The sequence below is a fragment of the Bradyrhizobium sp. CCBAU 051011 genome (assembly GCF_009930815.1).
Lineage (GTDB): Bacteria > Pseudomonadota > Alphaproteobacteria > Rhizobiales > Xanthobacteraceae > Bradyrhizobium.
Window position 1 is genome coordinate 1,367,265 of record NZ_CP022222.1, and the last position, 25,061, is coordinate 1,392,325.

Sequence of the window (25,061 nt, forward strand, 5' to 3'; positions counted from 1 at the left end):
TACCCTTTCTGCCGTGCCTGCCCGTCAGCCCCTGACCAGGTCCCCCAGCAAATTGGCCGCCACCGTCAGCTTGGCGAGCGTCAGGCCGCTGGCCGCGATCTCCTCAACCAAGCGGCGGATGCGTGTCGCTTCAGGATGAGCGGCGAGCCAGCTGGCAACGGCCTGCGGGCCGGACTCGCCGGTTGCCAGCATGTTGGCGACCAGGGTTCTTTCCGCAGCCGCGATCTGGTCGACGGCGCGATCGATGGCGAGACGTTCGTAATTATCGGTCGCGGGTACGCTACGCGCGGCGGCGATGATGCGATCGAGGCTGAAATCGGCCTCGGCGGCGAAGAAGGTCGTGGCGGCGTCACCGATGGCCCGGCTGGTGCGCTCCGCAACGGTTACGATATCCGGTGCCGGGACCAGGGCATCGAGAGCAGCGAGCTCGGCGGCGAGGTCGGCCGGCACGCCGGCATCGATCAGGTCCTGCCGCCGCTTGGTGCGCCCGGCCAACAAGCCCTCCCGCAGGGTCTCGTCGAGCCCGGCGGCAATCTGCCGGATGCCGGGGCCGAAGCGTGCGATCACGGCATCGAGACCTGCCTTGAAATCGACATTGCGCACGTACCAGACCATTCGGGAGAGCAGCAGATCCTGAATCGCCGCGTAAAGGGTAAGTTGCAATTGCCCATCGATGCGGGTGTCGAGCGCATCGATCGCGGCATTCAGCCGCTTCAGCCCGTAGCATTCATCCACCGCCACATAGGCCATAACAATCGTCGGGATATCGGCATCGGTCTCATCGATCAGGCGTACGACACAGGCCGGGCCGCCGCGGTTGATCACGGCATTGGCGAGATTGGTCGCGATGATCTCCCGCCGCAGCCGATGCAATTGCACCGCTGTCGGGAATTTGTCTTGAACCTCGCGCGGAAAATACTGGGACAGCTCACGGGCGAGATAAGGATCGTCGGGTACTCCGGTGGCGAGCAGGTCATCGTAGAGCGTCAGCTTGGCGTAAGCGAGCAACACGGCAAGTTCAGGCCGCGTCAGGAGCGCACCACGCCTCGTGCGTTCGGCGATCACCGCGTCGTCGGGCAGGAATTCAACAGCGCGGCTAAGCAGCCCGCGCTGTTCCAACGCTTGCATCAGGCGGGTGAGGAAGCCGATTTCGGCCAGGCCCTTCCGTTCGGCGAGGGAGAGCGCCAGCGTCTGCAGATAGTTGTTGCGCAGTACCAGCGCGCCGACCTCCTCGGTCATCGCGGCGAGCAGCCTGTTGCGGTCGCCAGGAGTGAGGCGTCCCTCGCGCTCGGGGCGCGCCAACGCGATCTTGATGTTGACCTCGACGTCGGAAGTATTCACGCCGGCCGAATTATCGATCGCGTCGGTGTTGAGCTTGACGCCCTTCTGCGCCGCTTCAATGCGGCCGCGCTGGGTGACCCCGAGATTGGCGCCCTCGCCGATCACCCTGGCACGGACATCCGCGCCCGCGATGCGGATTGGATCGTTGGCGCGATCGCCGACATGATCGTCGCTTTCCCCCGATGCACGGATATAGGTGCCGATGCCGCCAAACCACAGAAGGTCCGCGCGCGCCTTCAGGATCGCGGTCATCACCTCGAAAGGCGTCGCTTGCGGCTTGTCGATATCGAGAAGGGTCCGCAGTTCCGGCGGGAGCGGGATCGCCTTGAGCGAGCGCGAGAACACGCCGCCGCCTGGCGAGATCAGCGACTTGTTGTAGTCCTGCCAACTCGACCGCGGCAGTTCGAACATGCGCTTGCGTTCGGCGAAGCTGCTCGCCGGGTCGGGCGCAGGATCGAGGAAGATGTCTCGATGATCGAAAGCCGCCACCAGCTTTGTCGCCGGCGACAACAGCATGCCGTTGCCGAAGACATCGCCGGACATGTCGCCCACGCCGACCGCGGTGAAGGGCATGGTTTGAATGTCTGTGCCGAGCTCGCGGAAGTGACGCTTGACCGCCTCCCACGCTCCTCGCGCCGTGATCCCCATCCTCTTGTGGTCATAGCCCTGACTGCCGCCGGAGGCGAAGGCATCACCGAGCCAATGGTTCTTCTCGGCCGAGATCGCGTTGGCGATGTCGGAAAAGGTCGCGGTCCCCTTGTCGGCGGCAACGACGAGGTAGGGGTCGTCGCCGTCATGCCGCAGGATGGAGTCCGGCGGCACGATGATGTCGCCGTCGAGGTTGTCGGTGAGTTCGAGCAGCGTACGAACGAAGATGCGATAGGCTTCGGTGCCCTCGGCCAGCCAAGCCTCGCGATTGGAGGGCGGCGGCAGTCGCTTGGGCACGAAACCGCCCTTGGCGCCGACGGGAACGATCACGGCGTTCTTGACCTGCTGGGCCTTGACCAGGCCGAGGATCTCCGTGCGGAAATCCTGCGGCCGGTCGGACCAGCGCAAGCCACCGCGCGCCACCTTGCCGAAGCGCAGATGAATGCCTTCGACACGGGGCGAATAGACGAAAATCTCGTAGAGCGGTCGCGGAGCCGGCAGGTCCTCGATCTTGCGCGCGTCGAACTTGAAGGAGATCACCGGACGCGGATATCCGTCCTCGCCGACCTGCCACAGGTTGGTGCGTATGGTTGCCTGCACCAGATTGGTGAACCGGCGCAGGATGCGGTCTTCATCGAGTGAGGCGACGGATTTGAGCTGCTCCTCGATCTCGGCAAGCAGGGCCGTCTCGCGTGCCGACCGCTCCGCGTCCGTCAAGGCGAGGCGCGGGTCGAAGCGGGCCTGGAACAACGCGACGAGGTTGGCGGTGATCGCGGCGTTCTTGCGCAGGGTTTCCCACATATAGTCCTGGGTGAACGGTGCGCGGATCTGGTGCAGATAGCGGGACAGCGCGCGGATGGCCGAGACTTCCCTCCAACCCAGGGCCGTACGCAGGATCAGCGCGTTATAGCCGTCGGACTCGGCGCGATCGCGCACCACCGCCATGATCGAGGCTTCCAGGCGATGACTGAATTCCGGGCTGATCTCGATCGGCTGGCCGTCGCTGGTCTCGATGGTCATGTCGTGCAGCCATACCGCCGCCTGCCTGGCGCCGGGCACGATCTGATAAGTCCGCTCGTTGACCACGCGCAGGCCGTGATTCTCGATCACCGGTACGCGGTAGGACAGCGACAGCGGTGCGGCGTCCGAGAAGACCTTCAGGCCGAAGCGCCTGGGCTCGTCGTGGCCCTCGTTGCGGTGAACCGAAATCGCCACCGGACGCGTTGCCGTGAGCTTTTCGATGACGGCGATGTCGGCGATCGCTCGTTCCGCGCTGAAAACCTCCGTATAGCCACCGGCGAAGGCCTGCGCATAACGGTTGGCGAGCATGCGCGCGCGCATGCCATCGGTCGATGCAGTGAGCGCAACCTTGAGCCTGTCGGCCCAGGTCGCGGCAATGGCGCTGATCCCGGCTTCGAGTGTCGCGCGTTCGACGACGGGCGTTTCGCCTTGATAACGCCCGATGATGTAGTGGACGCGCGCAAGAGATCCTTCGGGGAAAGACACATAGGAGGCCGCCAGCCGGCCCTCATAGGCCTGCGCCAGGAAGTCTGCGACACGTGTACGCACATCGGTGTCGTACTTCTCGCGCGGAATGAAGGCGAGGATGGAGACGAAGCGATCGAACTTGTCCACCCGTGACAGCGCCCGGACGCGGGGGCGCTCGTAGAGGATCAGTATCTCCATGACGAAATTGTAGAGGGTGTCGACGTCGACCTGGAACAGTTCGTCACGCGGATATTCTTCGAGAATATGCATGAGCGCCTTGCCCGAATGGCTGTTCGGGTCGAAGCCGGCGCGCTGCAGCACTCGCTCCACCTTGTGGCGGACATAAGGGATCTGCCGTGCCGAGCGCGTGTAGGCGCCCGAGGTGAAAAGGCCGACAAGTCGCAATTCGCCCTCGAGCCGGCCATCGGGCGTGTACAGCTTGATGCCCACATAGTCCATCCGGATGCGGCGATGTACGCGGCTGGAGACGTTGGCTTTGGTCACGATGAGCAGCGTTGGCTCGCGCATGAACTCGCGAATTTCCGGAGTCATCACCACCATTTCGCTGCCGCGACGCAGGACCTTCACATCTGGATCTCGCAAGATGCCGAGGCCTTCGCCGGTCGAAACGTCGTCAGACACATCGGCTTCGGGTGCGATGCGGTATTCGCGCAGCCCCAGAAAGGTGAAATTGTCTGCGCACAGCCATTGCAGGAACTGATTGGCTTCGGCGACCTCGTCGATCGGCAGCGGCGGCGGATTGGAAGAGAAGGTCCTGATCGCCTCCTCGATGCGGGCACGCATGGGCTTCCAGTCAGTGACGCAGGCGCGGACATCGTTCAACGTCCTGGTCAGGCCGTCGATCAGCTTCTGGCGGTCGGCCTCGACGTCCAGGCGGGTGATGTGGAGATGGATCAGGCTTTCGCGCGCGCCCCTTGCTCCTTCCGGCAGTACTTCGCCATGGAAGCGGATTAGCTGGCCCTGCTCGTCGCGCTCCATGGCGATGATCGGGTGAGCAACCAGGGTGACTTCGATGCCCTGCTCGGTGAGTTCCGCCAGGGTGGAATCGAACAGGAAGGGCATGTTGTCGTTGAGAATTTCGAGCACAGAGATCTCGCGGCCATCCGGCATCATCGGATTGACAACGCGGATATCGGCGTGACCCGCGGTGCGACGCTGCACATGTTGCCAGGCCTGCTGGGCCAGGAAGGCTAACGAGGTGGCATCGTAGCCGGCGAGATCCTCGCTATTGGTGTGACCGAACAGCAGCTCGGCAAAAGTCCGCGGGGCCTTCCCCAGCAGCATGCTTCCAGCCGCATCGCGGATCAGGGTTGCCCGGGCCTTGTCGTCACGCCACGCTTCCATAGCGCCCTCCATTTTCTCGCAACGTCCGACCGCAATCGCGATCATCAGCACGATCCTGGAGTACCCCCTTCGAGCGCCGTTGTCTTGACCGCGATCCCACGGCGCGAAATCTCCGGTCTCGCAACTCTGATATTACCACCCCCGGGCGGCCAAGGCGCGCGAAGTCGTGGCGCGCATGCCGAAATGTCCTACAGTGGAGTGCAAGGGCCCAATCAGTCCTGACGACCGCCGGCTCGACCCGAGCCGTGCAAAAACTAAAGTGATTTCAATTACATATGTGTTCGCTAGGGTAGCCTCATGGCGCACCACGCTTCGCCGTCGCGGGCTACGCGGAACGCAGCCACGCAGAGCCGCATCACCGCTATCGCAGCTTCGGCTGGGCAGATTAATTGCGCTTCCGGTTCGCAGAACAGCCATGGAATGCGCATGGCGAGTTGCTTATTTTCCACATGACGAAAGAGCGGGTTAGGGAATTCTCGATCGCGGGAGTTGCAAAGTAAGTATCTTCCTCAACTGACGAAAACTGATCAGCGCGGTTTGCACGAACCGAATGCGCCTTGCCAACAAGGCTTTGCTCTCGATCTACGTTCGTTGCTAGCTGCGACGAATCCGAGACGGTTCATGTTCCGGGGCAGGACCCGCACCGTCATCCTGCGAGATCGCAATGGCCGCGAGTACCGTCCGGTTGCTGATTTCAAGCTTCTGAAAGATGTGATGAAGATGCACCTTGATGGTGCCGTTGCTGATATTCAGGCGGCGGCCAATTTCCTTGTTCGACAGTCCTTCGGACACCAACCGCATGATCTGGCGCTCCCGCTCCGTCAGCACAGCGAGTGCGTTCTCCGTGATCGCGCTTTGCTCGCGAAGGACCGTCTGATCGGTTGTAGGCAGCGGCAATAGCCGCCGGCCTCCGGCAACCTGGCGTAACGACTGCACGAGAATTTCAGGCGTCACATCCTTTGAGATGAGGCTGAAACCGTCGGCAGGGGCTAACATGACCAGTTCACGCTCCACTTCAGCTGAGGTGAAAAAGACGAACCGCGTGGAAAGATTCTCAATACTTGCGATCGACAGAATCTCCGGGCCGGTCGCGCCGGGCATCGAGCCGTCGAGAATAGCCATGTCCGGCGCGAACTTCCGGATTGCTTCGACGCAGCGCGGACCATCGGTGCAAGATGCAACAATCTTGAAATCGGAGTGGGCCCCAAGCACGTTGCTCAAGCCCTTCAAAACCACGGGGTGCCGATCCGCAATCACGGTAGTGATACTACGCACTGGGCAGTCCTCAGCCTGTCCCCCAATGTTAAACCCCGCGCCCCCACGCTTAGTTCATTCACCCCTGCTCGATGCCGCAACAACATATCTTACCATGATGGCATGGCCAATGCCGCATCGCAATAAACGAAGGCGGCGAGAGGTTAGCTTCGCCTTGCGGGCGATTCTCCAAGGCACTTTGCACAATCCTGGAAGATGAAGGCACCCGTAGAACTGCGGGACGGTAGAACTGCGGGCAAGTACGGCTTTCCACTTTCAAAGCGCGCGCGGATCAACTTCCGGTACGTGGCTGCTTCGATCGAAATTTTACAACGCGCAATAGACTTCCACTCTTTACTCGCTCAGAGAATGTCGCCTGCAGCACCGCGAAACGCCGTTAACCATTACGAACGGCATACTCCGCGTATCCTGAAGGCCTATAACCAAAGGTATATAGGGATAGCGCTAATTCGAATCTAACATTCGCAAATGCTTATTCACTTTTTAGGCCCTCAAAATCCAACCGCATGTTGTAAAGGAGAAACAATTCTACCCGACTGAAGCAGTCAAAATTCCAGAAACAGAGCAACGGAGAAGAGAACTCAATCGAGCAAAAAACCCGCTAATTCAAGGCTCCAGAATTCAACCCGTTTTTCGAAATTGTCATTTTGCGTAAAGGCTGGGAGAGTACAATGCCGAGGCGGCAAGGTTTTGCAACGTTCATCGTCGGGAAAAGCGTTCTAATCAGAGAGGGAATTGCCAGAATACTAAGCGCGGCAAATTTTCGCACCCTCGCATCGGTGTCATGCATAGATGACTTGTCGCCGAGCAAACTCCAATCACATCCATCGCTGGTTCTCATTGTCCATGCGGGCGATGACTTCGAATCCGCGGTTGAACAAATCGAGCTCCTGCGGGAGCGGCATCCGAAAGCGCGCATTGCGGTCGTGGCCGATCACTACCGGCTACACGAGATGGTTTCGGCATTTCGGGCGGGCGCCAGCGGCTATTTCATCGACGTCATGACGTGCGATGTATTCATCAAATCCATTGAACTGGTGATGATGGGCGAAACAATCTTCCCGCCGGCATTCATGTCGTCCATTCTCGACTCTGAAGGCGACCACTTCGCCAAGGCCGAGCCGCGCATTGACAATGATCGGGCGATCGCCTTCACGACGGACCGCATTACGCAACAATTGTCCCCTCGCGAAAAGTCAATCATGCAATGCCTGATCGCGGGCGACTCCAACAAGTCCATCGCGCGCAAGATCGATATCGCGGAGGCGACCGTGAAGGTCCACGTCAAAGCGATCCTTCGCAAGATCCGAGTCCAGAACCGGACCCAAGCGGCAATTTGGGGGATGAACAACGGTTCACTGGTGCGACCGACGAATGGCGACTCCAATACATGCGAACAATTGCCAAGTTCGATCGAGATGGTCTCAGACATCAAGCAAATCGAAGGACCCGAGCACTTGGAAGCGATCGATCACCAGGCAAGTCACGTCAAGGTTCCTGGTATCAGCCTGATGCGCAAGAACATCAGCCGAAGACCTAATGCAGTGGTGCGGCTCGGCAAATAGGCGGAGCAGGCGCCGACGGCCTTGCACGCGTTGCGCTGGCGCGGACTGACGCGCCAATCGAAACGCTTTTACAGCGCGGCTCTCGTCGCTCGCCAGCAAGTTTCTCGAAGCCACATCGCAGTGGGGCAGCCCACGTTTTCGGCCGTAGCTGGGCGCGATCCCCAACTTTGACCGACAAATCATACCTGGCATATTGGACGATATCTCAATGCCACGCTGCCGCGACGTTTCAGGTCACAGTTGCAGCCATGTATCGTGATCCGCGCCGACCCTTAACTTCAGTTTGTTCGTCTTGCGCACCCGACACATGGGAACCAGCAGCCGGCGCCTCCGGTCAGTAAGATCATCTCGGACACTTTCCGTATCGCTCAAATTGATGCTTACCGGCGCAGCGCCTCAAGCCGCGCTTTCGCCTCCTTGATCCCCGCGGCGTCGGCTTTCGCATAGAGGTCTTGCGCTTTTGTCGCATCGCCTCGCGTCCCATACGTTCCCCATTTGGCAAGGATCGAGGGATCATAGCTTTCTGCGAGCGAGAAGCTCGCCTGGGCGCTGCCCATCTCGACGGCACGCTCCAACACAATCCGTGCCGCGCCTATGTCTCCCTGCCTGAGCAGCGCGGTTGCGCGCGCGAGCAACCCTGCCGCCACCGCGGCTTCCTTCGAATTGACACTGGAATTGGCCTGGGCATCGCCCCGAACGCCCGCAGTTCGTGTTCGGTCAGCAACTGGTTTAACGTTATCCGTAGCCTTGTCCCGCGCGGTCGAGCCGACCGTCCCGGCATTGGGCGCAGTATGCTTCGCAAGCGCGAGGTCCCGTTCGAGCTGTTCGGACCTGGTCCGCTCCTGCTGCAATGAACTGCGTAACGCGGCTAGGTCGCGCTCTGCCGTCTGCCTCGTCCGCGCGGCCTCCTCGCTCGCCCTAGCTATCGAGGCAGTCTGGGTTTCGAGATCGCGACGTGCGGTTGCGAGATCCTGTTCCAGCCCCGCCATCCGATCGCGCTCTTCCTGTGCGGATTTGCGAAGCGAAGGCGCGCCGTTAGCGGCCGCCTTTTTAAGCTCGGCCGTCTCGTCTTCGAGTTTGCGGGTGCGGGCCTCATATGCATAGAGTGCGCTGCGCGTCATCGAGAGGCCTTGCGCAAGTGCGTCGGCCCTTTCGCGCTCCTTCTGCATCGATTTCCTGAGTTCGGCAGCATCTGCTTCCGCAGCCCGCTTCGCCCGCATGACTGCTTCGGTTGCTTTTGCCGCCAGTGCCGTCTGAGTTTCGACATCGCGCCGCGTCGCCGCAAGATCCTGCTCCAGCCGCGCGGACCGCTCGCGCTCCTGCTGCAGGGGCTGCTGCAGCTTCGCGTCGCTGCTCTCGCTTGCCTGTTTCAGCCGGGACGCTTCCTCGGTTGCTTTTGTCGCCAGTACCGTCTGCGTCTCGACGTCGCGCCGCGACGCCGCAAGATCCTGCTCCAGCCGCGCGGATCGCTCGCGCTCCTGCTGCAGGGGCTTATGGAGCTCCGCTTCGCTGCTCTCACTTGCTTGTTTCAGCCGGGAAATTTCCTCGCTTGCTTTCGTCGCCAATGCCGTTTGGGTCTCGGCGTCGCGCTGCGCCGCCGCAAGATCCTGCTCCAGCCGCGCGGCCCGCTTGCGCTCCTGCTGCAGCGGCTTCTGCAGCTCCGCTTCGCTGATCTCGCTTGCTTGTTTCAGCCGGGACAGCTCCTCGGTTGCTTTCGCCGTCAATGCCGTTTGGGTCTCGGCGTCGCGCTGCGCCGCCGCAAGATCCTGCTCCAGCCGCGCGGCCCGCTCGCGCTCCTGCTGCAAGGGCTTTTGCAGCTCGGCTTCGCTGCTTTCGTTTGCCTGTTTCAGCCGAGACACCTCCTCGGTTGCTTTCGCCGTCAATGCCGTTTGGGTCTCGACGTCGCGCCGCGTCGCCGCAAGATCCTGCTCCAGCCGCGCGGATCGCTCGCGCTCCTGCTGCAGGGGCTTCTGCAGCTCCGCTTCGCCACTCTCGCTTGCCTGTTTCAGCCGGGATGCTTCCTCGCTTGCTTTCGCCGCCAAGGCCGTTTGGGTCTCGACGTCGCGCCGCGACGCCGCAAGATCCTGCTCCAGCCCTGCGGCCCGCTCGCGCTCCTGTTGCAGAAACTTCTGCAGCTCTGCTTCGCTGCTCCCCGTTGCCTGTTTCAGCCGGGACGCTTCCTCGCTCGCTTTCGCCGCCAGTGCCGTTTGGGTCTCGACGTCGCGCCGCGACGCCGCAAGATCCTGCTCGAGCCCTGCGGACCGCTCGCGCTCCTGTTGCAGAAACTTCTGCAGCTCTGCTTCGCTGCTCCCCCCTGCCTGTTTCAGCCGGGACGCTTCCTCGCTCGCTTTCGCCGCCAGTGCCGTTTGGGTCTCGACGTCGCGCCGCGACGCCGCAAGATCCTGCTCGAGCCGTGCGGACCGCTCGCGCTCCTGTTGCAGAGACGTCCGCAGCTCCGCGTCGCTGCTCCCCCTTGCCTGTTTCAGCCGGGACGCTTCCTCGCTCGCTTTCGCCGCCAGTGCCGTTTGGGTCTCGACGTCGCGCCGCGACGCCGCAAGATCCTGCTCGAGCCCTGCGGACCGCTCGCGCTCCTGTTGCAGAGACGTCCGCAGCTCCGCGTCGCTGCTCCCCGTTGCCTGTTTCAGACGGGACGCTTCCTCGCTTGCTTTCGCCGCCTTGGCCGTTTGGGTCTCGACTTCGCGCCGAGCAGCCGCAAGATCCTGCGCCAGCCACTCGGCCCGATCGTGCTCCAGCTCAAGACGTTGCAGCAACTCGATATCGCGCCTCGCCATGGTGAGTTCGCAGGATAGTGTCTCCGTCCAATCGTATTCTCGTTCCCGAGGCCGATCTGCATCACTGGTCGCCGCTTGCGCAACCTGCACCGATCTTTCGTTCCTGCCGCTGCTCGACGGCAAGATCTCGAAGCCGCCATCACCTACCATTCCATCGAAAGCGAAATTGCGGGCGGTCATCGCATCAGCCGGGTGTCGCGCTTGTTGCGGGGAAGCCTGGGTTTCCGACGCACATGTCATCGCAAGCATGGCCGCGGCTATCCACGGGTTCGCAGATCGTCCCCGCGTGACCAGGTGCCTCTTGGTCTTCCGCCCAAACGGCGGCTCGTCCAAATCGTGCCCCGACGCTGGTGCGACGGCACCAGCGATGTTCATTTCGTCGTTGAGAATTACCGGGCGACCCATTTGCGATCACCGCCATCATGGCGACACGGCCTGTGGAGATAAGTCATTTTGCGCTCCGCTGATTCAAATCCTATAACTCGCATGGTTGACCCCTCCCTACCTCTTTTGAGGCAAAACTTCCGCGCGGCGGAATGTGTTTGCACCAAACGCTGACGCCTGGACCAGTTCGGCGACGCGCCACCTCACCAGCGCCCTGCGAGCGGCAGAGGACTTTTTTGCAACGATTTACGTTCCGGAGTTGCAGCAGCCCTCGTCACCTCCTGCCGACGCGCGGCGAATCGTCCGCGGTCGCTTCTGTCCGGCTTGTCGTTGACGGAATATTTGAATTGCTTAACCTTCGCGCAGGCGGGTCAAGACCGTCCTGGTATCGCAGGGTGACCTCGACGGAGTCACCCGGCTGCAATTCGGTATCTTCGCTTGCGACAATTCGCTCAGGTTCTTTCTCGCCTTTTCTAATGATGACGATGTTAGGCTTGCTGTCGGCTCCACGTGCGAGCTGTGATCGAACCATCGCGGTGTACTGAAGCTTCTCGCCGACGCTCTGCAGCCTTTCGCGGATCTGGTTGAGCTTTACGCTGGTGTCTTGCAGCTCACGGAGCAGGTCAAGCCTTCGCTGGTCGTCGAGCCTTGCCAGCTTTCTGGTGACCTCGTCCTGTTCCGTCTTGACCTGCATCAGTAGCGCCGCAGTCTGCAGCCTCCGCGTTGATGACAGCAGCACCGCGCGCCGCGCATCCGTAACGCGAGGGCTGGTCAAGGAACCCTTGCCGTAGAGATCGGACGCTTTCTGCAGTTCTTCGAGATCTGCCTGAAATCCCTCTTCTTCTTTCTTCTGCTGCTCTGACAACACGCGGACCCGGTCGTCTCCCTGTCGCACGCCGCGTTGAAGGAATGCCTTTTCCTGCTGATAATCACTCTGCTTCGTCTTCAAGTATTCCGTTTCTGTATTGATGATTTCCGAAATCGCCGATCGGACTGTGGGCCCGTTCGCCAGCATGCCTGGATTGATCTGCGACGCCTCTCCGAGCTCGCTCTTGATGCGCCACATGCGCGCCTGTTCTCTGGCAAGCTCTGTCCAAAGCGATCCATACTCGCTTCTCAGGTCCGCTGACTCGAGATACGGGTTACTCATCCTGATACGCATAATGTCGTAACCACCGGCCACAGCGACGAGTTGGCGTGCGGTGGTGGCCGGACGATAAGGATACTCACCCGGCTTCGAGACGTCTCCGTTTACGTAGACCGGCCGGTATTCCGCCACAACCGCTGTGACCTCATCCGCGTTTATCACGATGATGACCTCGCGGCCGTCCGTAGTCCGCTGTCGAAACACTTTGCTCGCCAGTGCGGCCCCGATCTTTGCTCGGATCTGCGGTAACGGCAGGCCCGCGACTGGAACCGATCCGACCAGCGGCAACGAAACGTTCCCGTCGATTTGAACGGCAGCACGATTCCGCAGCTCCGGCACCCCGGCTACCGTGACCTCCAGTACATCTCCGATGTTCACCCGATATTCGGCCTTCGCCTCCGTGATGGAAATTGTAAGGCCAATAGCCAGCACCCCCCATTTGCTGCAACGAACCAGGTTAATGCCGCTGCCAAAGATTTCGGCATCGAAACAACGGCTCGGTCTGGAATTCGGCATCGCGGCAACTCTCTGTACGGATCTCGGCACCGGGTGAACTCATTCAAATCTATCCACGGAAGGCAGCGCGTCGACATCGCTACTCTTCACGCAACCATCCCACCAGCCGATGTGCAAACCAACGTTTCGTCTCCTCATTGGCGCGCGGCCGATCGCTGCCCTTCTTCGCCATGTTCGATTGACCCGTCCACGTTTGATTACTCGACAATCTAGCCGCGCAGCGCCCCAGCTCAACCGGCCATCGTGGTTACTCCTCTCTACCCATTTTTAGCCAATTTTCGCCCAGTGAACCGAATGCTACTGATCTGGCTGAGAGGCGGAATGACTGGGAATGAACGCGTGGGAGTGACTGGTGAGTTATGCGTCCTTCACCAATTCGCCGGCCTCTACCCAGTATCGGGCCAGTTCGGTCGGCGGCGGCAGAGTCGTCGGTAAGAGCCGACTAGCTGCGCTATTGGTTTTGGCAGCAAGTACCGAATTCCTATTCGTAGCCATTGCCGCCTATTCCGCAGCCGTCCTCTATCATCGCCTTATCCTCTTGGACTCGCCGGCCGCCGCCTACGTCAATGAATCCCTTCTGATTGCCACGATGCAGCTGCTCGTTTCTATCGGGCTCCATCAATATTCCCGGATCCAGACGCAGCCCCGGCACGTGTTCTTGTGGAGCGGCGTCAGCGCCGTCTTCTTCGTGTTCTCCTTCTTCATCTCGACGATATTCCTTCTAAAGATTTCAGACGGCTACTCGCGCGCTACCATTATGGCCCAAGGTGTGAGCGTCCTCCTTGCGGTGCTCTGCGCACGAGCAATATGGTTCTCATTACTACAGCCTGCCATTGCATCCGGGCTGATAGACGCCAGGCGCGTCGTTCTTATTGGGGACCCGAGTCACACGCTGGATTTTTCCGCTCGAGCAGTCGGCACCGGAATTCAGACCATCCGTTCGTTCGACTTTCCGACGTTTCGCGCCGAATCTTCGGTACTGACGCGACCCGGAGCGGTCCAAGTGCTGCCTAACGTCCGCCAACTGGTTGCGGATTGCCGGCCCCTCCGTGCGGATGACATTGTCATTTTGACTTCGGAAGCTGGTGTCCCGGCTGCCCTCGCGCTTGCCAGCGCCCTATCAGAGCTGCCAGTTGACGTTCACGTCGTGCCTGTGGGGACTATCGATCTCATGGCCGTGTCGCGGATCACTCCGTTCGGCAACATTGTGACGATGCGGATCTTCCAATGCCCCCTTACTCCTTTCAACCGATCCCTAAAACGAGCATTCGACATCGCCGTTGCAGTCGCCGGGCTTATCATGGTTAGCCCTCTCCTCGTCTTGGTTGCCCTCGCAATCAAGCTCGATTCCCCAGGGCCGGTGCTATTTCGCCAAAGGCGGCACGGTTACAACAATGAGCCCATTCACGTAGTGAAATTCCGAACGATGACCGTGATGGAGGATGGCGACAATTTCAGCCCCGTCGTCAGACACGATCCACGGGTCACTCGTCTGGGCCACCTCTTGCGCCATACCAATATCGATGAGCTCCCGCAGTTGTTCAATGTCCTGATCGGCGAAATGTCGCTCGTCGGACCCCGTCCACATGCAACCTCGCAGAACGAGGCATTCGCTGAACTGATTTCGTTATTTTCTCGCCGCCACAACGTCAAACCTGGCATTACCGGGTGGGCTCAGGTCAACGGTTACCGGGGCGAGATCGATACTCTCGAGAAGATGCAGCGTCGGGTGGAGTACGATCTGTACTATATCGACAACTGGTCACTCCTTCTCGATCTAAAGATCGTGGTCATGACCTTCTTTTCCAGAAAGGTGTGGTGGAATGCCTATTGACGCCTTTCCATCTGCTGCACCCTCTATCGCCTTTCACTTAGTAAATTGCGGACTAGGGCATCAGTCGCATCCCATTCTGCGCCTAACCTCGGTAGTGAAACTATCAGCGCTGGTACGAAAATGCTCAATAGAACGAATGATTGGATAGATCGCGACAATCCGCCGCCCGAATTTCGTCCGGGGCCGGTCGTGTCGATGGCAGAAGTGCTGGCCGTGCTGGCCTTCATACGACGACATCTACGGACCATATCGCTGACATGTTTCGCGACGCTTGGCCTTGCTGCACTTTACCTCATCACCGCGGTACCGACGTTCACCGCCAAGGCGCTACTCATCCTAAACTCGAAAGCGACCCTTGGGGACGCGGCGGCGGTGTCAACGATCGTGGAAAGTCAGATCGGAATCATAAAGTCTGAGAGCATCGCTAGCGCCGTGATCGAGAAGCTCGATCTTGCTCAAGACCCGGAATTTGCGACCGGCCGAGGTCGCGGCATGATACATCGGCTGCTCGGCTGGAGTAAACCGGAGACGGAAGCTAGCGCCGCGCGTTATGCCTTGGAACCGTTCGAACGCAAGCTTTCGGTCAAGCGTGTCGGTCCTACGTATCTTGTCGAGATTACCTTCGACTCCAGAGACCCTGATAGAGCGGCGCAGATCCTAAACGCCGTTGCAGAAAAATATATTACCCATCAAATGGACAAGGCCAGCTTGCAAGACCAGAAATGGGTGAAGGACCGACTGAACGAATTGAGCAATCAAGCACTGGCTGCCCAAAAGGCGCTGGAGGATTATCGGAAAGAGCCGGCAGATTCAGCTGCGACCATCGATGAATTGGCAGCCGCTGCGGTATCATCAAAAAGCGCCTATGATAATTTTCGCCACGTGCTGCGTAAGACAGAAGCGACGCAACAACAATCCTCGCCGGTGTTTGATGCGAGCCTCGTCACCGCGGCGTCGCCTCCTTTGAGGGCAAGCTCGCCAAGACCCAAGATCGTGCTTGGAATAGCGATCGTTGGAGGGCTACTTCTTGGCGTCGCTATCGCAGTTCTGCGCGATCTCTTAGATCGAGACGTCCGCGATCGAGACATCCGCGCGAGCGAGCTGGAATATCGTCTAAGCACAGAGGATGGCAGGATCGAGCGAGCGCTTCCGGACGCGATTCGACCGGATCATCAATCCGAAGCATCCGCAAAGGCAAAGTCAGTACGCCTCACGGGTTCGGGGTGAAGAAACCATCTCAAAACTTCCAGACATGTTTCCGTATAAGCAGATCATGCTCCAGGACTATGCCTACGCCCTCCGGCTAACGTCGGTGTCCGGTCAGAATGGGGTGTAGTCACTAGTGTCGAGTTACCGGATGAGCATCACAATTGGCGTATTTGAGTGTGCTTGATCCGACGTTCTAAGAAGGGAGTGCCGGCAGTGCTCGCAATTCAACCGGAGGTGCGCTTTGGGTTTGGCGAAAACTGGCTCGATTTCGTTCGTGACTTGGGCGATGAGCAAATCAAAGAAGCCGAGCATTCACTGCTTAAATTTTTGCGTTGTGACACGCTAAGAGGGCAAACTTTTCTCGACGTCGGTTCCGGTAGCGGACTGTTCTCGCTTGCCGCGCGGCGGCTGGGCGCGCGCGTGCATTCATTCGATTACGATCCGTCCTCAGTGCGATGCACGCAGGAACTCCGCGAGTACCATTTCGCCGAGGATCCGAACTGGAAAGTCGAGCGCGGCTCAATTCTCGACCGGGACTATGTGCGGCGCTTAGGCCAATTTGACATCGTATATGCGTGGGGCGTCTTGCATCACAGTGGCGCGATGCGAGACGCAATAGCTAATGCCGCCTCGGCCGTTGCGCCAACCGGGCTATTCGCATCCGCGCTTTACAGCCGCACGCGCCTGTGCAGGCTTTGGCGCGCTGAGAAACGCTGGTATGCCTCTGCGTCGGCCGAGGGGCAGAGGCGAGCGCGGGCGATTTATATCGGCCTCTTGTTTCGGCTGCGCTTCTTAGTCAGGGGCCGCGACTTTGCGGCCTATGTGGCAAATTACAACAAAAGCCGCGGCATGGATTTCAGTCATGACGTTCACGACTGGTTGGGCGGCTATCCTTACGAGTCGATTTCATCGGACGAACTAGATGCGCTCATGAGGCGCCTAGGCTTTGCTTGCGTGCATCGCGCTGACACCCCGGTAGCGCTTGGGTTAGTTGGCTCCGGGTGCGCTGAATATCTTTACCGCCGATCGGACTAAGCGTTTTTGATCGGCTTGGAGCCTTTGACTTCGCCGAAGGAAGAAATGACGCGCGTCGAGCAAACCGCCAAAGCTCTTCTTGTCACCGAAAGCCTGCTGGAAGAGACCGCACACAGGAGGCGCGCGCGCGGCATGAGATCAGGGATTCGCCGCAAGGCAGTATTTCTCGCGGCTGCGGGGCTGCTCGACTATGTTCTGCAGTTGGCCGTACCTGTCGTCCTGGTCCGCCACCTGACCACGCAGGAGTTCGGGGACTACCGCTTGGTGTGGCTGCTCGTCGAAACAGGGTTGATCCTCTTTCCCCTGTTCCTGCCGCAATCTCTATTCTATTTCCTACCGCTCGCCGCTCCCGGAACCCGCCCAAAGCTGGTGGGCAACACGTTCGCAAGTCTCTTCGTGCTTGGGGGGCTCGCGATTCTGTTGCTCTTGGTATTGATGCCAATCTTGCCGAGTTCGATTGCAGGTCTCGAGCGTCATTCGCCGCTCGTTCAGATTTTCGTCGGCACCTGGATATTGGCGTCGATTCTTGACCCCCTGCCGACGGCAGACGGAAAGGCGGAGTGGGGAGCCTGCGCAGCCATCGGGTTTGCGCTAGTCAGGACAGCGACATTGGCAATTACGGCGGTCGCGTTTAGCGATCTCGGGTGGCTTCTGGTGGTAATGTGCGGCCTGGCCACGCTGAAGGTCGGGTTAGCCTTATTGTATGCCCTGTTTGTTGCGCGGGAACGGGGCCTCGGATTCGACGGCCAGTTGGCCCGCATACAATTGAAGTATTCGCTGCCCTTTGCGATGGCCAGCGGTTTTTTCGCCTTGCGCGCGCAGGCCGGTCAATGGGTCGTGGCAGCGAGCTTTCCGAGCTCGGCCTTTGCACTTATCTCGATTGCAGCAATGGTCATGGCTGTCGGTTCGTTGGCCCGCCAGCCTGTGGGTAATGCGCTTCTGCCCAATATCAGCTCCCTGGTGGGCGAGGGCAACGTTGACGGCGCCCGCAAGCTGATATCGAAAGCGTATCTGCTGCTGGGATGCCTTCTGCTGCCAACCTTCGGGTTGGTGATAGCGACCGCGGATGAACTCGTGGAACTAATCTATACACGCGAGTATCTCGGGGCAGTGCCGCTCGTGCAGATTTATTCGTTGGGACAGATCGCAACTGTTTTCGGATCCAGCTGGCTGCTTTCGGCGTTTGGATTCGGCCGACTGGCCGCGACGATCGGCGCGATATCGCTTTTGGTCTCAATTGCCTTGAGCATCATTGGTCTCCAGTTATTCGGCCTCGCCGGCGCGGTGGTGGGAACCATCGCGGGTCTCGTTGTTTGGGAATGGTGGGCGTTGATCAAGATCGCCAAGGCGCTCGGAACCAGCATCGCCAAATTGATACCGATGGATCAGACTTTGAAAGTCGCCTTTGTGGTTGCGGTCGGCGTGCTGGTCGCTCACATCGTCTCCTCCGAGCTGGACGCATCCGTTTTTCTGCGGCTCGTGGCAAAGTCTTCGGCTTTTATGACGACGTTGCTGCTTGGGTTCTTGCTCACGAAGGTCCATCACTCCGTGATATCTCTCGTTCGCGGCGCGAGTGAAGCGCCTTAGGAACGCACGAGATACGCAATGCGATCGCCTCCTACTTTCAGGGCAAGAACCACCTCGCCCTACTGACGAGCGCCCTCGCCAGAAGGAGAAACGCAAAGCTCCTCTGCGCCACATTGGCGGCATCGGCTGACAGGCACGATCCTCGATGCGACAATTCTGCGCTGGGTCGAGACCGGCTGGTTTCGCCAGACAACCGTCGTGGCGCGAGATCTGCGGCGCCCATGGCGGCCCTCGACGCCGGCGACAGTTCTTCGATCGCGTAGATCGACTGCATTCCCAGCGGACTCAGCTTGGCCGCACGCTCGTGTTCCTTGGCGAACACGCGACTCGGCACGAGCTGCAGGGCCGTTCGGCGGAGAGCTGCTTCCCTCGCTCGGCGATGTAAAGGTCTGCATGCCGATTGACTTTCCGGCTTAGCGCTTAGCCATTCCGCGATCTGCTGGTCTTGGCCTCTACCGTGATCGAGAATGGGTAACCCGAAAGGGTCAAGCCGCGGACCGGTTCAAAATACTATGCTGCCCTATGAATTTGGGTGCCATGCGGTGACGTCCTCTCATTAGGGAGCTCTTTTCAAGCATGTGCGGAATTTCCGGTATTTGGGAGCGTAGTGGTTGCAGCCGGCAAGATCTGAAACGGCGGGCGTCTGCAATGACGCAGACCTTGAGCCACCGTGGGCCGGACGACAGCGGAGTTTGGTTAAGCGAGCAAGCCAGCATTGCCTTCGGGCAGCGTCGCCTGGCAATTATCGACTTGTCCCCATTGGGACATCAACCAATGGTCTCGGCCAACGGCCAATATGCCATTACGTTCAACGGTGAAATATATAATTTCCGAGAACTGAGGGCCGAACTGGAGCGTTGCGGAGTTCGGTTTCGTGGGCATTCAGATACAGAAGTTATTGTCGAAGGATTCGCCCAATGGGGCGTCAAGTCGACCATCGCCCGCTTGAATGGGATGTTCGCAATTGCAGCGTGGGACGCCGCAGAACGTCAACTATTCCTGGCTCGTGATCGAATGGGCGAAAAGCCGCTTTATTGGGCGGTTTTCGATGGACTAGTTTTGTTCGGATCAGAATTGAAGGCGCTGCGCGCTCATCCCGGTTGGAAGCCAAGTCTCAATCGTGGAGCGATCGCCGCCTTTCTTCGGCATGGTTATGTGCCGGGTCCATTCACGATCTACGAGGATGTCTACAAACTACCGCCCGCCGGGTTCGTCAAAATTGCGAGCGGCGGCGGCATCGAAGTGGGCATGTACTGGGACCTGGCCGGTGTTGTTTCACAGGGGCAACGCAACACGCTTCGAGCCGACGAAGAGGGACTGGTCGATGAGCTCGAGGCGTTGCTACATGATGCAGTATCGCGCCGTATGATATCGGATGTTCCGCTTGGCGCCTTTCTGTCGGGCGGCTATGACTCGTCTACTGTCGTGGCATTGATGCAGAAAGCTTCTCAGAGACCAGTCAAGACGTTTACCATCAGCTTTGAGAACCCGGCATTCGACGAAGCGAAACATGCTGAGGCAGTCGCGCGACATCTTGAGACCGACCATACAACGTTTCCCGTTAGCGGCGCTGACGCTCTCGATGTGGTGCCGAAGTTGGCCGAGATGTATGACGAGCCATTCGCCGACTCCTCCCAGATCCCGACCCATATTGTTTCCGCGTTGACGCGAAAACGCGTCACGGTGGCTCTGTCAGGAGACGGTGGGGACGAATTGTTTTCCGGGTACGACCGGTATCAATGGACGGAGAACCTTTGGCGACCGAGTGCGAAAATGCCGCTTGCGCTCCGCCGCCTCGTGTCTGCAAGCATTCGCGCTGTGCCGCCTAGCACTTACAACAGCATCGCGCGCTATGTACCACACTTTCGGCGCGTGCCACGTGTTGGCCAAAAGGCCCACCGGCTGGCGCAAATCCTCTCGGAGTCATCGATCGATTCCATGTACTATCACGCGATCTCGTACCACCAAGACCCAGCGGCTCTTGTGAAGGGCTCACAAGAGGTAAGGACGGTCTGCTGGGATCAAGACCTCAAGGTCTTCTTGCCCGATCCGGTGGACCGGATGCGCTACCTGGACATGTGCACGTACTTGCCCGATGACATCCTGACTAAGGTTGATCGAGCCTCCATGGCTGTCGCTCTTGAAGTGCGTGTTCCGTTCCTCGACCATCGCGTGGTTGAATGGGTCTGGAGGCTGCCGACATTTCAGAACGCGCGCGCCCCACGCCCCAAACACTTGCTCCGGCGGGTTCTTGCCCGCCATGTGCCCGATCGTTTGGTCGAGCGCCCGAAAATGGGGTTCGGAGTTCCGCTCCCAAACTGGTTGCGCGGTCCGTTACGGAATTGGGCCGAGGACCTGATGAACGAAGCTGGCCTGAGCGCTGGTGACATTTTTGACGTCGAGGCCGTTCGCTCGCTCTGGGAGGAATTCTTAAACGGAGATAATGCGAGCTATTACCTCATCTGGCATATTCTAATGTTTCAGGCGTGGCATCGGCAGTGGCGGTACGCATCAGTGGCGGACACCGAAACAAGACGCTTGGCATCCCTTTTGAATTAAAGATATGGCGATGACACCTTTGTCGTTCTTGCCGGATTCCAGCAGCGCGTGCGACCTTACACGAGCGCTCTCGACATTGGCGTCGTCTGTAGTCTCTAGGCAGCCCTGCTGCTGCATTGGAAATGATGGCAATGGGTCTGGCAGTCGTTGTCAGCGACGTCGACTGTGCTTCCGAAATGGTACTTCCTAAGCTCGGGGTGTCAGGTGCGAATTCTCTCGATAGATTTTTCCATTCCCTATCTATTGAAGGATGACAACTATCCGATCGGCGGCTGGACCGTCCAACTTTCAATATGGCTTCGCGCGCTTGAAAACGCTGGTCACGAAGCCGCTCTTCTTACCTGGAAGGGTGCTTTGGCCCATGTCGGTTCGGGCCAGCAAATCAAGCTTATCGAAACCTATGATCCGGCGCAGGGCGTGCGGGTTGCGAGGTGGTTTTACTCATACATTCCCAAGGTGTTGGCGGCCGCCCGCGCCTATCGTCCCGATATCATCATCCAGGGCGCACGTGGGGCGGGCACTGCCATCATGGCTTTCGTCGCCGGCCAACTAAGGATTCCGTTCGTTCACCGCGTTGTAAGCGACGCAGACGTCGATGAACGATACAAGATCGGGCTTCGATATTATGAATGGTTACCCTATTCTTGGGCTCGGCATCGAACAGCCGCTTTTCTCTGTCAAAATGAGTATCAACGCGAAAAATTGGCAGCGCTTTTTCCGGGCACGCCTATTCACATCATTCATAATGCCATTGTCGTAGCAGAGGACGCGGCCGCTCCTTTGCCGCGCGCAGCACGCAGATATGTCGCCTGGCTTGGTGTCTTCCGCGATGGAAAGAACTTGCCATTGCTGTTTCGAATCGCCCAGGAACTTCCGGCCGTCAAATTCCGCGTGGCAGGGATGCCAGACCGAAATGTTGACCAAGCGACGCTGGACGCCGTGAATGGCCTGCGCCATCTGCCAAACGTGGAACTGGTTGGCGGTGTCCGGCGGGCAGACGTTCAACAATTTCTATCAGAAGCGACGATGCTTCTTTGCACATCGGATGTCGAGGGCTTCTCGAACACGTATCTGGAGGCCCTGGCCACCGGCACCCCTGTTGTAACTCGGCGACCTGTCGACCCGGATCTGATCGTTCTGCGCCATGCCCTTGGTGCATCGGCTGAAGACGAGTCGGCGCTTGCCAAATCCGTGCGCGCAGTTTGGGACATGGACGCGAACGAATACAACGCAGTCGCGACGCGATGTCAGATCTATGTCAAGGCCAATCATTCGCCGACGGCAAAAGCTCGCGAGTTAATTGCGGCTTTGACGCCTCTTATGGCCAAGTCAAAATACCCAGGGCAATCACTTTGAATTGGTCCCACACGAGGTACTCGCGTCAACATAGAGTTTCCACGCGGCGACCTGACCAGATGCGAGTAAGTTTAATGGACGGTTAGAGTAGGTCGATGAGTACATCTTTGAGCGATAGCGCCCGAGCGCCTTATCATTTCGCGTTGCCAGATTCAGTCGCGCGAGCTGGAACCTTTTTCTTTCTGTTGTTCCTTTTCATGTGGCCCTTCCATCGCACACCATTTCTGACAGACAATTTGTTCGGCATCCAAGGGCTCAAACCCTTCAACTTATTATCAGCAATAGTCTTGGCTTATCTGGTGTTCGGCACTGCGACCCTACACGCGACCGACAAGATCGAACGGACATCCATAAGAATTTTTCTCCTGTACTTCGTAACTCTTGCTATCGCCCTCATTCGATCAGTTCCAAACGCGCCCCTTTTGCATAGTCGCTTCCCTGATTCATTTCCCGAGTCCTACTTTGACTTTGCACTATCGGCTTGCATTGTGCCGATCTTTTACACTCTATCCTTCCTGTTTATCCTTAAGCGTATGCGCTCCTTTCAGGAGTTCGAGAGGATCACGACGGTGATCTGCCTTTCGATACTATTGCTATCGATCGCTTTCGTCGCGCTGGTCCTGATGAATCCGTCCGTTCTGCTTTCAGGTGACCAGATCGGAATGGCCGAGCGAGTTACAGCTAGCCGGAACGAAATGGCCGAGTTGTGCCGAACGTATCTTGGAGCCCATTACAATCCGATTGGAAGCATATACATTTCTACGGTACCCTTGTTGCTCTATCGAGCTCTTACGCGCGGCGGTCTCTGGATCGCACCCGTGTGTCTATCGCTTCTGGCGGTTCTTCTCCTCGGGTCACGAAACGCGCTTGTTACAGTAGCAGTTTCATGTTCCCTATTTCTGATCCTGAGGCGCAGCTTTGTCATTCTAGTTCTTGGTGCTGCGGCGGCTGGCGTCATAGCGTTCCTGAAGATCGGATCAACCGTTAACGCGCTGCTTTCGGTGGGGTTTGGTAGCGGTTCCGACTTCTCGGCCGATGCCTTGCTGACGGGCCGTGTTGATTACGTTTGGATTCCGCTGCTAAGTGAATGGACGAGCAATATCGGCCTGTTCCTGTTTGGTGCTGGTCGCTACGGAATGGGGACGAGCCAACTTTGGGACACAGGAACCCTGTATCAGGCCAACACAGCGCATAACGCAATTGTCAGCTTCTTTCTTGATTGCGGGGCAATTTTAACCGCTGTGCTTCTAATTTTCCTTCTCGTCGGAACAGCTACCGCCTGGCGAGTTGGGCGAAGGTTGAATAGTGACCTATATTGGGCTCTGTTCGCGTGCATCTTTGGTTGTGGAATTAGTATGGCGACGCAGATTGACATCTTTCCAACAATTGAAAACATGTATGCATTTCCGATCATTGCGATGATGATAAACTTGGCGCGGTTGCGCTATCGGGATGCCTATCGCAGTCGATCCAGTTCCGACAAAATGGTCTGACGTGAACTCGAAGACGTCTCAAAAGTGAAGAGATCGATTGCGAAGTAAGCGTGTGGATCGCAAGGCTCCGGTCGAGCTTTCAATTGCCCACAAGTTCTCCTTCGACGATGGCACCCAGCGCGATATCGGTGAGGCGCGACAGCCCGCGCCACTTACGGTATTGCCGGGCGGCGGATCGCTGGCGCGGGCGAGATAACCGCCGAGCCGGGGTAAGCGTGTAGGTCACCCGACTTAGCGGATGGTGTTCGATTGTCAGAGAATCTCCTGGTGATTTGTTCGCAGGCGTTCATGTGAGCGAACATATGTCTGAGGGCAGCGTCGTTCGACGTGCGGTAGACAGCTGTGGCATCGTCGCCCCCGTCGAAAGGCGCGAGCGGATCGCCGCGCTGGTCGGCGGCGAGCAGTTTGGGCTCCAGTCGTCGAGGAGATTGACGCGCTCCAGCGCGGGGTAATCCGAAAGAGCCGGCACTTGACGCGAATTTGACGGTAAGGCACGTGCGTATAACCATTACCCTGCACCCTCTACACACCGTTGCCCAGATCACCGGGGGCTGAACGCCCCTGCTGAGGTGCGCCGCATCGGAGGGGTCGGCCGGACGGGAAGCCAGCCTGCCCCAAGGGAGCCAAGTCGATGAAAGCACGAACTCGGATTCCGCTGACAAACGGTTGGGATCACACGATGGAGGTGATGTCCCGCGAGATTCGCTCGATCAAGGATCCTGGCAAGGTTCTTGAGATCCTCGAAGCTGGTTGCGGCCGGAAGTGGGACCTTGACATCGGCGATGGCGGCTATGTGTTGACCGGCATCGATCTCGACCCCGAAGCCCTTCGCATCCGGCGTGACCAAAAGAAGGATCTCCACGAATGCATCGTCGGAGATCTGCGCACGGCCGATTTCGGTCAGCGGACCTTCGACGTCATCTTCAACTCCTACGTTCTGGAACACGTGCCGGGGGCGCAGCAGGTCCTGGAGAACTTCAACAAATGGGTGAGGCCGGGCGGGCTGATCATCATCATGATCCCCGACCCCTATTCGGCGCACGGCTTCACCGCCAGGATGACGCCACACTGGTTTCACGTGCTCTTCTATCGCCTGATCCTCGGATGGAAGAACGCCGGCAAGCCAGGCTACGGCCCCTACAAGGTCACCTACGACCAGGTGGTGTCGCGCGAGGGCATTCGGGCGTTCTGCGGAGAAAACGGACTGGTCCTGGCCGCCGAATACGGGGTGCCTGGCAGCCAAGGCCTGATCAACAACAGCCTCAAGCAGAAGCTGGTGGAAGCCTACAAGAAGACGCTTCAGGTCCTGTCCCTCGGCCGCCTGAGCGCCGATTACAACGACATCATCTTTATCATCCGCAAACCGGCTCTCCCCGCGAGGGCGGACCTGCGGGCAAGCGCCGCCACGTCTCTAGCGTGAGGCCAGTCTTGCGTGGAAAGGCCCGCAGCAGCGTCCGAAGGCCGGTC

At 58.9% G+C, this 25,061-nt stretch carries 14 protein-coding genes; 10 read left to right on the forward strand and 4 right to left on the reverse strand.

The features are described 5' to 3' along the window. Window positions 1–24 precede the first annotated feature (24 nt). Together ACH79_RS06545 and ACH79_RS06550 are read right to left on the reverse strand one after the other, a co-directional pair. Window positions 25–4,854 (reverse strand): NAD-glutamate dehydrogenase, encoded by a 4,830-nt coding sequence (locus ACH79_RS06545; RefSeq protein ID WP_161856244.1) that lies wholly within the window; start codon window positions 4,852–4,854, stop codon window positions 25–27. Window positions 4,855–5,436: 582 nt separating this feature from the next. After that, window positions 5,437–6,078 (reverse strand): response regulator transcription factor, encoded by a 642-nt coding sequence (locus tag ACH79_RS06550; protein WP_246738452.1) that lies wholly within the window; start codon window positions 6,076–6,078, stop codon window positions 5,437–5,439. Window positions 6,079–6,788: 710 nt separating this feature from the next. On the opposite strand from ACH79_RS06550, the gene ACH79_RS06555 reads away from it, so the two are divergent. Continuing rightward, window positions 6,789–7,682 (forward strand): response regulator transcription factor, encoded by an 894-nt coding sequence (locus ACH79_RS06555; RefSeq protein WP_161850280.1) that lies wholly within the window; start codon window positions 6,789–6,791, stop codon window positions 7,680–7,682. A gap of 380 nt (window positions 7,683–8,062) precedes the next feature. On the opposite strand, the gene ACH79_RS06560 is transcribed toward ACH79_RS06555, so the two are convergent. Both ACH79_RS06560 and ACH79_RS06565 read right to left on the reverse strand, forming a co-directional pair. Further along, on the reverse strand, window positions 8,063–10,474 hold the full coding sequence (locus ACH79_RS06560; RefSeq protein ID WP_161850281.1) for a hypothetical protein: 2,412 nt from the start codon (window positions 10,472–10,474) through the stop codon (window positions 8,063–8,065). Between the two features lie 658 nt (window positions 10,475–11,132). Next, window positions 11,133–12,521, reverse strand: a complete 1,389-nt coding sequence (locus ACH79_RS06565) for a polysaccharide biosynthesis/export family protein (protein ID WP_161850282.1) — start codon at window positions 12,519–12,521, stop codon at window positions 11,133–11,135. Window positions 12,522–12,873: 352 nt separating this feature from the next. On the opposite strand from ACH79_RS06565, the gene ACH79_RS06570 reads away from it, so the two are divergent. The 9 genes from ACH79_RS06570 to ACH79_RS06610 all read left to right on the forward strand — a co-directional run bounded on the left by ACH79_RS06570 (window position 12,874) and on the right by ACH79_RS06610 (window position 25,014). Continuing rightward, entirely contained in the window at window positions 12,874–14,355 is a 1,482-nt protein-coding gene (locus tag ACH79_RS06570) for an undecaprenyl-phosphate glucose phosphotransferase (protein WP_161850283.1), read from the forward strand. Between the two features lie 120 nt (window positions 14,356–14,475). Beyond that, window positions 14,476–15,582, forward strand: a complete 1,107-nt coding sequence (locus ACH79_RS06575) for a Wzz/FepE/Etk N-terminal domain-containing protein (RefSeq protein ID WP_161850284.1) — start codon at window positions 14,476–14,478, stop codon at window positions 15,580–15,582. Between the two features lie 195 nt (window positions 15,583–15,777). Further along, entirely contained in the window at window positions 15,778–16,599 is an 822-nt protein-coding gene (locus ACH79_RS06580) for a bifunctional 2-polyprenyl-6-hydroxyphenol methylase/3-demethylubiquinol 3-O-methyltransferase UbiG (RefSeq protein WP_161850285.1), read from the forward strand. Between the two features lie 45 nt (window positions 16,600–16,644). Continuing rightward, entirely contained in the window at window positions 16,645–18,186 is a 1,542-nt protein-coding gene (locus ACH79_RS06585; protein WP_161850286.1) for a lipopolysaccharide biosynthesis protein, read from the forward strand. Window positions 18,187–18,762: 576 nt separating this feature from the next. Beyond that, window positions 18,763–20,745 (forward strand): asparagine synthase (glutamine-hydrolyzing), encoded by a 1,983-nt coding sequence (asnB, locus tag ACH79_RS06590; protein WP_161850287.1) that lies wholly within the window; start codon window positions 18,763–18,765, stop codon window positions 20,743–20,745. Between the two features lie 204 nt (window positions 20,746–20,949). Beyond that, on the forward strand, window positions 20,950–22,101 hold the full coding sequence (locus ACH79_RS06595; RefSeq protein WP_161850288.1) for a glycosyltransferase family 4 protein: 1,152 nt from the start codon (window positions 20,950–20,952) through the stop codon (window positions 22,099–22,101). A gap of 95 nt (window positions 22,102–22,196) precedes the next feature. Beyond that, complete coding sequence (locus ACH79_RS06600; RefSeq protein WP_161850289.1) at window positions 22,197–23,594, forward strand: hypothetical protein; 1,398 nt, start codon at window positions 22,197–22,199, stop codon at window positions 23,592–23,594. 52 nt (window positions 23,595–23,646) lie between these two features. Then, window positions 23,647–23,790: a hypothetical protein gene (locus ACH79_RS06605; protein WP_161850290.1), complete on the forward strand. Its 144-nt coding sequence runs from the start codon at window positions 23,647–23,649 to the stop codon at window positions 23,788–23,790. A 435-nt stretch (window positions 23,791–24,225) separates the two neighbouring features. Further along, a complete protein-coding gene (locus ACH79_RS06610; RefSeq protein ID WP_161850291.1) occupies window positions 24,226–25,014 on the forward strand; it encodes a bifunctional 2-polyprenyl-6-hydroxyphenol methylase/3-demethylubiquinol 3-O-methyltransferase UbiG in 789 nt (262 codons plus the stop codon). Window positions 25,015–25,061 lie beyond the last annotated feature (47 nt).